At 66.9% G+C, this 6871-nt stretch carries 8 protein-coding genes; 5 read left to right on the top strand and 3 right to left on the bottom strand.

Annotated features, from left to right (window positions below):
* The 3 genes from RT697_RS26380 to RT697_RS26390 form a co-directional block, all read left to right on the top strand.
* Nucleotides 1–533, top strand: a 533-nt coding sequence (locus tag RT697_RS26380) for a HutD family protein (protein WP_409517495.1), incomplete at its 5' end; no start/stop codon positions are given.
* Between the two features lie 68 nt (nucleotides 534–601).
* Nucleotides 602–1351, top strand: a complete 750-nt coding sequence (locus RT697_RS26385; RefSeq protein ID WP_313702589.1) for an electron transfer flavoprotein subunit beta/FixA family protein — start codon at nucleotides 602–604, stop codon at nucleotides 1349–1351.
* Complete coding sequence (locus RT697_RS26390) at nucleotides 1351–2283, top strand: FAD-binding protein (RefSeq protein ID WP_313702590.1); 933 nt, start codon at nucleotides 1351–1353, stop codon at nucleotides 2281–2283. The genes RT697_RS26385 and RT697_RS26390 overlap by 1 nt, the downstream gene beginning before the upstream one ends.
* An 89-nt stretch (nucleotides 2284–2372) precedes the next feature.
* On the opposite strand, the gene RT697_RS26395 is transcribed toward RT697_RS26390, so the two are convergent.
* Together RT697_RS26395 and hutG are read right to left on the bottom strand one after the other, a co-directional pair.
* Nucleotides 2373–3386, bottom strand: coding sequence for a LysR family transcriptional regulator (locus RT697_RS26395; protein WP_312434612.1), 1014 nt, complete (start codon nucleotides 3384–3386; stop codon nucleotides 2373–2375).
* A 32-nt stretch (nucleotides 3387–3418) separates the two neighbouring features.
* Nucleotides 3419–4222, bottom strand: coding sequence for an N-formylglutamate deformylase (hutG, locus tag RT697_RS26400; RefSeq protein WP_313702591.1), 804 nt, complete (start codon nucleotides 4220–4222; stop codon nucleotides 3419–3421).
* A gap of 264 nt (nucleotides 4223–4486) precedes the next feature.
* Between hutG and RT697_RS26405 the strand changes: the two genes are divergently transcribed.
* Together RT697_RS26405 and RT697_RS26410 are read left to right on the top strand one after the other, a co-directional pair.
* On the top strand, nucleotides 4487–5170 hold the full coding sequence (locus tag RT697_RS26405; RefSeq protein ID WP_313702592.1) for a MarC family NAAT transporter: 684 nt from the start codon (nucleotides 4487–4489) through the stop codon (nucleotides 5168–5170).
* 329 nt (nucleotides 5171–5499) lie between these two features.
* Nucleotides 5500–5682 (top strand): hypothetical protein, encoded by a 183-nt coding sequence (locus RT697_RS26410; protein ID WP_313702593.1) that lies wholly within the window; start codon nucleotides 5500–5502, stop codon nucleotides 5680–5682.
* A 35-nt stretch (nucleotides 5683–5717) separates the two neighbouring features.
* On the opposite strand, the gene RT697_RS26415 is transcribed toward RT697_RS26410, so the two are convergent.
* Nucleotides 5718–6871, bottom strand: a 1154-nt coding sequence (locus RT697_RS26415) for an LLM class flavin-dependent oxidoreductase (protein WP_313702594.1), incomplete at its 5' end; no start/stop codon positions are given.

Raw genomic sequence — 6871 nt, forward strand, 5'->3', positions numbered from 1 at the left:
CGCTGCCGCCCGAGCCGTGGAAGAACGGCGGGGGCGTCACGCGCACGCTGGCGGCCGACCCCGCCGGACGCTGGCGCGTCAGCATCGCCGATATCGAACGCGACGGCCCGTATTCGCGCTTTCCGGGCTTTGACCGCGTGTCGGTCGTGCTGGCGGGTGAGGGCGTGATGTTGCAAGGCGAGGGCTGCACCGTGCCGTTGCGGCTGCATGAACCGGCGGTGTTTGGCGGCGATGCGTTGTGGCAGTCCACGTTGGTCGGCGGACCGGTGCAGGTGCTGAATCTCTTTGTCTTGCGCGGCGGGGCGGTGGCGTCGGTGACCTGTTCGGGCGCGCCGTCCGGTAACTGCGAGGTTGGCTCGCTGCCGGCCGGCGTGGACGGGCGCGAGGTCACGCGGCTCGTGGTGACGGCGGAGGAATATCGGATGTCGCGCGGCGTGGAAATGCGGGGCGTCGCCAATCTCTGCTCGGTGGCCACGAAAAGCGACTTCGCCGTGATCCTGGACATCACCGTCCAGAAAAGCGTCCCGAATTGAACAAACTGCAACCGTCCCCGCCACGACGCGGGAACGGCCGTTGATTCCTTTCACTCAGGAGTGTTTCCATGAAGGTACTTGCCGCGGTCAAGCGCGTGGTTGACTACAACGTCAACGTGCGCGTCAAGGCCGACCAGAGCGGCGTGGACATCGGCAACGTGAAGATGTCGATGAACCCGTTCGATGAAATCGCCGTCGAGGCGGCCGTGCGCCTGAAAGAGCAGGGCGTGGCCACCGACGTCGTGGCCGTGTCTTGCGGCACGGCGCAGTCGCAGGAGACGTTGCGCACCGCGCTGGCCATCGGCGCCGACCGTGGCGTGCTGGTGCACACGGATGCCGCCTTGCAGCCGCTGGAAGTCGCCAAGCTGCTGCGCGCCATCGTGGTCAAGGAAGCGCCCGCGCTGGTGATCCTGGGCAAGCAGGCCATCGACGACGACGCGTGCCAGACCGGCCAGATGCTGGCGGCGCTGCTGGGCTGGCCGCAGGCCACCAACGCCAGCGCCATCGCCATCGGCGAGGGCACGGCGCGCGTCACGCGCGAGGTGGACGGCGGCCTGGAAGTCGTGGAACTGACGCTGCCCGCCATCGTCACGGCGGACCTGCGCCTGAACGAACCGCGCTACGTCACGTTGCCCAACATCATGAAGGCCAAGAAGAAGCCGCTGGACGTCGAAACGCCCGAGGCGCTGGGCGTGGATCCCGTGTCCCGCCTGGAGACGCTGCGCGTCGAGGAACCCGCGGCCCGCGCGCCCGGCATCAAGGTCGCCGACGTGGCCGCGCTGGTCGACAAACTGAAGAATGAAGCCAAGGTGATCTGATGACTGTCCTCGTTATTGCCGAACACGATAATCGGGCGCTCAACGGCGCCACGCTCAACGCCATTGCCGCAGCGGGCAAGCTGGATATGCCGGTCCACGTGCTGGTTGCAGGCGGGGACGCGCAGTCCGTGGCCGAGGCGGCCGCACGCGTCGCCGGGGTGGAAAAGGTGCTGCTGGCGCAGGCGCCGCAGCTTGCTGATGGCCTGCCGGAAGCCGTGGCTGCGCAGGCCGTCGCGGTCGCCGCCGGCTATTCCCATGTGTTCCTGGCCGCGACGGCGCAAGGCAAGGGCGTGGCGCCGCGCATCGCCGCCTTGCTCGATGTGGCGCAGATTTCGGACGTCATCGACGTGCTGGCGCCGGATACGTACAAGCGTCCGATCTATGCCGGCAACGCGATCGCGACGGTCAAGAGCGGTTATCCGGTGGTCGTGGCCACGATCCGTCCCACGGCCTTTGACGCGGTGTCTGCCGAAGGCGGCAGCGCCGCGGTGGAGACCGTCGAAGCCGTGCCCGGCGCCGGTCTGTCGCGCTTTGTCAGCCGCGAGATCGCGGTGTCCGAACGCCCCGATTTGGGTGGCGCGCGCGCCGTGGTGTCGGGCGGTCGCGGGCTGGGCAGCGCCGAAAACTTCAAGCTGCTGGACCCGCTGGCGGAAAAGCTGGGCGCGGCGCTGGGCGCTTCGCGCGCGGCCGTGGATGCGGGCTACGCGCCGAACGACTGGCAGGTCGGCCAGACCGGCAAGATCGTCGCGCCGGAACTGTACGTGGCGGTCGGGATCTCGGGCGCGATCCAGCATCTGGCGGGCATGAAGGATTCCAAGGTCATCGTCGCCATCAACAAGGACGGCGATGCGCCGATCTTCGGCGTGGCGGATTACGGGCTGGTGGGCGACCTGTTCGAAGCCGTGCCGGCGCTGACGTCGTCGTTGCCGTGACGATGCGGCGTTGGCGCCGCAGAACGCGCTGACGCCGCAGGCAGCTCTTCGCTGCCGAAGCCCGCGTTCCTGGCGCCGCGGGCTTTACGTCAACGCCGCAGGCTGCGCCACAGCGTGGCCGGCGGCAGTCCCAGCGCCGGGGCCAGTTCCTTCTGGATCAGGCGTTCCATCGCCATCAGGATCACGTCGCGCGCCTCGGCGGGCAGCTTGCCCACCTCCTGCTGGCGCGCGGCCAGATACAGCGTCCGGGACAGAGCCGGATCGTCGGCCCGCGCCGCGCCCAGAAAGGGCGCCAGCGGCAACACGCGCAACTGGTCCAGGAAATGGCGCGACTGCCAGATGCACAGCGGCGTGCTGATGCCGAAGCCCAGCCCCGCCGTGACCAGGCTGAGCAGCGGATCGGTATTGTCGAATTCATAGGTGCGCTCGATCATCACGCCATGCGACTCGACCAGCCGGTCGATCTCGGCGCCGATGAAAGAGCGCGCACTGTAGCGGATGAACTGGGCGCGCTGGCCCAGTTCCTTGAGCGTGTCGATCCGGTCCATGCTCATCGAGCGCGGCACGATCAGCACGTAGGGCTCGCTGAACAGGCTGTATTTGCGGATGGTGGGCTTGCCCGCGGACGCGCTGGTGGTGACGACGAGGTCGAGCTGCCGGTCTTCAAGCTGCTTGTCCAGCACGGGCGTGATGCCCGACCACAGCCGGATCTGGCGCGACGCGCCGGACAGGCCGTGGATCAGCGTCGGCCCCAACGTGCCCGCAAACGAGTCCACGCAGCCGAAGCGCACGATGTTGCGCTTGGCCCGGCTGAGGTTGCGCACGCTTTCGGTCATGTCGCCGGCCTGCGCCAGCAGGCGCGCAGCGTGTTCGAACAGCAGCTCGCCCGCCGGCGTGGGCCGGGCGGGGCGGGTGCTGCGGTCCAGCAGTTCGGTCGACATGGCGGCTTCAAGCTGCTTGATCCGCTGCGAGACCGCCGCCTGCGAGAACCCCAGCAGCCGTGCCGCGCCCGAGACCGACGCCGCTTCCACCACCGCCACCCACGTCAATAGCAGGCTCCATTCCGGGTAGTTTTCCGTGCTGCTGAACGAAAAGCGATTCATGGCGTGGGCGTCCGGCGGCGTGTTGACAGGGCTTAGCGCTGGCGCGCGGTGGTCTGGCGCAGCGCGGCGGTGACCATGCCTTCGACCACCGGAATGACTTTTCCGGCCAGGTCGGGGCGATAGCCGTACGGGTACGTCTCGTCCATGTAGGTCGACTGGCACATCTCGAGCTGGATGGCGTGGACGTTGTCGGCCGGCGAACCGTAGTGGCGCGTGATGTAGCCGCCCTTGAAACGGCCGTTGACGGCCCAGGTGTAGTCCTTGCGGCCGTTCAATTGCTCATGCACGGCGGCCAGGATGTCGGGCGCGCAGGAGGCGCCGTCGGACGTGCCGATGTTCAGGTCAGGCAGCTTGCCCTCGAAGAGGCGCGGGAGCACGCTGGCGATCGAGTGCGCTTCCCACAACAGCACCGCGCCGTGCTCGGCCTTGATGCGGTCGATTTCGTCGCGCAGCTTGGCGTGATACGGCTTCCAGTAGGCGTCCAGGCGCTGGGCGCGTTCCGCATCGGTCAGCACGGCGTCGTTCTGGTACAGCGCATCGCCGCGAAATGCCTGAGTGGGGCACAGGCCGGTCTTGGTCTGCCCGGGATACAGGCTTTCGTCGTTGGGCGGGCGGTTCAGGTCGACCACGTAGCGCGAATAGCGCGCGCCCAGCACGGACGCACCCAGCGCCTGCGCGAATTGATACAGGGTGTCCAGATGCCAGTCGGTATCGCCGGACTGCAGGGCAACGTCCGTCATGTGCGGACGCTGCGCGTCGGGAATCAGGCTGCCAAGGTGGGGAATGGAGATCAGCAGCGGGGCGGTGCCGCGGCTGAATTGATAGGTGTCGCTCAAGAGAAAACTCCGGGTGGCTATGGCAATGCGCCGCGGCAAGGCCGCGAGCAGCGGGCGCTTGTATGCTAGGCAGCACCGCCCGCCGCGAGAATTGCATCAGTTTAATGGATGCTGATGATTAGCTGGGCCGATGCTGAATGGATTGGCCGCGGGGTGGTCGAAGGGGGCGGCGTTCCGGATCGGGCGGGTCATCCGCGGCCCGTAAGCTGAGCCGCAAGACCGCGTGAGGTAGAGTAGACGGCGCGCACACTCTAGCGAGCGGTCATGATCGATGAACTGATTCAACTGGGCAAGCTCGTCAGCCTGGGTCTGGCGCTGATGCTGCCGCTGGCCAATCCGCTGACATCCATGACGCTGCTGCTGTCGCTCGGCCAGCAGATTCCGTTCAAGGAGCGGCAGAAGCAGGTGACCCAGGCGGCGTTCTATGTCGTCGGGATCATGCTGGTGACGTACTACGCCGGCGCGCTGCTGATGCACACCTTCGGCATTTCCATCCCCGGGCTGCGCATTGCGGGCGGGCTTATCGTGGTCAGTATCGGCTTCAGCATGCTGTTTCCGTCGGACCAGCCGCGCGCGCTGGAGGCCGAGGCCACGGCCGACGCGCTCGAGCGTCAAAGCCCCAACATCGCCTTCGTGCCGCTGGCATTGCCGGGCACGGCGGGACCCGGCACGATCGCGATGATCATCAGCGGCGCGTCGTCGGTCGATACGGCCATTGCGCCGGACTACGTTCGATGGGTGGTGGCCGTGGCCCCGGTCATCGTGTTTTCGTTGCTGGGGCTGCTGTTCTGGATCTGCCTGCATTTTGCGGGCCGCATCGTCGCCGTGATCGGCAAGAGCGGCGTCGAGGCCATCTCGCGCGTCATGGGCTTTCTGCTGGTCTGCATGGGCGTGCAGTTCGTCATCAACGGCGTGTTGGAGATCGTGGGCAAGTATCCCAACTTGTAGCCGCAATATGTGTAGCCCCAATACCGCGACGATGCCGGGCGTTCATGCACGCCAGCGGCGGGGGCGAGCCGGCCGTCGAGTCTTTATGATTTTTGATTTCACCCCGTTTCATGCGGCTTGCTGAAACATAATCTGCGCTACATTACATTTTTTTAAATTTGCCGCGGCGCAGCCATGCACGTCCGCGGCGACGTTTTTTGTATGTGCTACATCATGATTGACGACAAGGTTTGGCAGTGCGCGGCAGTCCGCGTTTCCATCGCGGTTGGTGCGCGCAAGTGCCGATCAAGCACCGGCGGCGCGGCCGTCGCAATCTGCAAGCGTGCGTCATGATGGCCTGGCTACCCTTGATCGTGGTGGGACTGGTGGTCAGCGGTGTCGTCACCGCCTTGATGCGCGAGCCTGGCGTCCGCCTTTACGACTGGATCGCCGCCCGCGCGCGCCGGCAGCAACCGGCCGTCCGGCCACGAATTTCCGAGACCAAGCGCGAACCGTCGACCCAGACGGGCTGAGCCGCGCCGCATCCTTCGTTGCGGCGCCAGTCCTCTCAGCGCCCCGGTCTTTCCAGGCCTAGATGCCCGCGCAGTGTGGCGTGTTCGTAATCCTTGCGGAACAGCCCGCGCTGTTGCAGCACCGGCACCACCTGCTCCACGAAGTCGTCGATGCCGCCCGGCAGTGACGGGGGCATCAGGTTGAAGCCGTCGGCGCCTTCGTTCCTGAACCAGTGTTCCATGCGGTCGGCGATCTGCTCCGGCGTGCCCACCATCGTGCAGTGTCCGCCGCCCGCGGCCAGCCGGCCGAGCAACTGGCGCACGGTCGGCTGTTCGGTTTCGATGATGCGCAGGATGGTCCCGTAACGGCCCTTGGGGCCGGTGAACTCGGACAGCGGGGGCAGGGGCGGCACGGGCGCGTCCAGTTCCCAGCCCGAGCAATCCTGCAGGACGAACGTGCCCAGCTGGCGCAACGAGGCGTCCGCCGGCAGCAGCTCGTCCAGTTCGCGTTGCTTGGCGCGCGCTTCGGCTTCGGTCGAGCCGACGTAGGTCACGAGGCCCGGCATGATCGGCACGAACGCGTCGCGGCCCGCTGCCCGCACGCGCTGCTTGATGTCGCGGTAATAAGATTGCGCGGCCGGCAGGTCGTAGGCCACGGCATAGATGGCTTCCGCGCGGCGCGCCGCCAGATCGCGGCCCTGGTCCGAGGCGCCCGCCTGAAACAGCACCGGATGCCCTTGCGGCGGGCGCGGCACCGTGAGCGGGCCGTCCACCAGAAAGTGCTCGCCGTGGTGATTGATCTTGTGCAGGCGGTCCGGCACGCCGAAATGGCCATTGCGGTCGATGACCAGCGCGTCGTCGTCCCACGAGTCGAACAGCCGCAGCGCGACGTCGACGAATTCCTCGGCGCGCGCGTAGCGCCAGTCGTGGCCCGGCATGGCTTCGTAGCCATGGTTGCGCGCTTCGGCGTCGAACATCGAGGTCACCACGTTCCAGCCCATGCGCCCACCGGAAATGTGATCCAGCGAGGCCACCATGCGCGCCGCATGAAAGGGCGTGAAAAACGTGCTGGACACCGTGCTGATCAGGCCGATGTGCGTGGTGGCGCGGGCGATCGCCGCCATCGTGGTGAGGGGTTCGAGATACCAGCGCGGGCCGTCGCCGATGTTGTCCATCGACTGGCCGTCGGCAAAGAAGATGGCGTCGAGCT

It is taken from the genome of Achromobacter sp. (genome assembly GCF_032113835.1).
GTDB lineage: Bacteria > Pseudomonadota > Gammaproteobacteria > Burkholderiales > Burkholderiaceae_B > Achromobacter.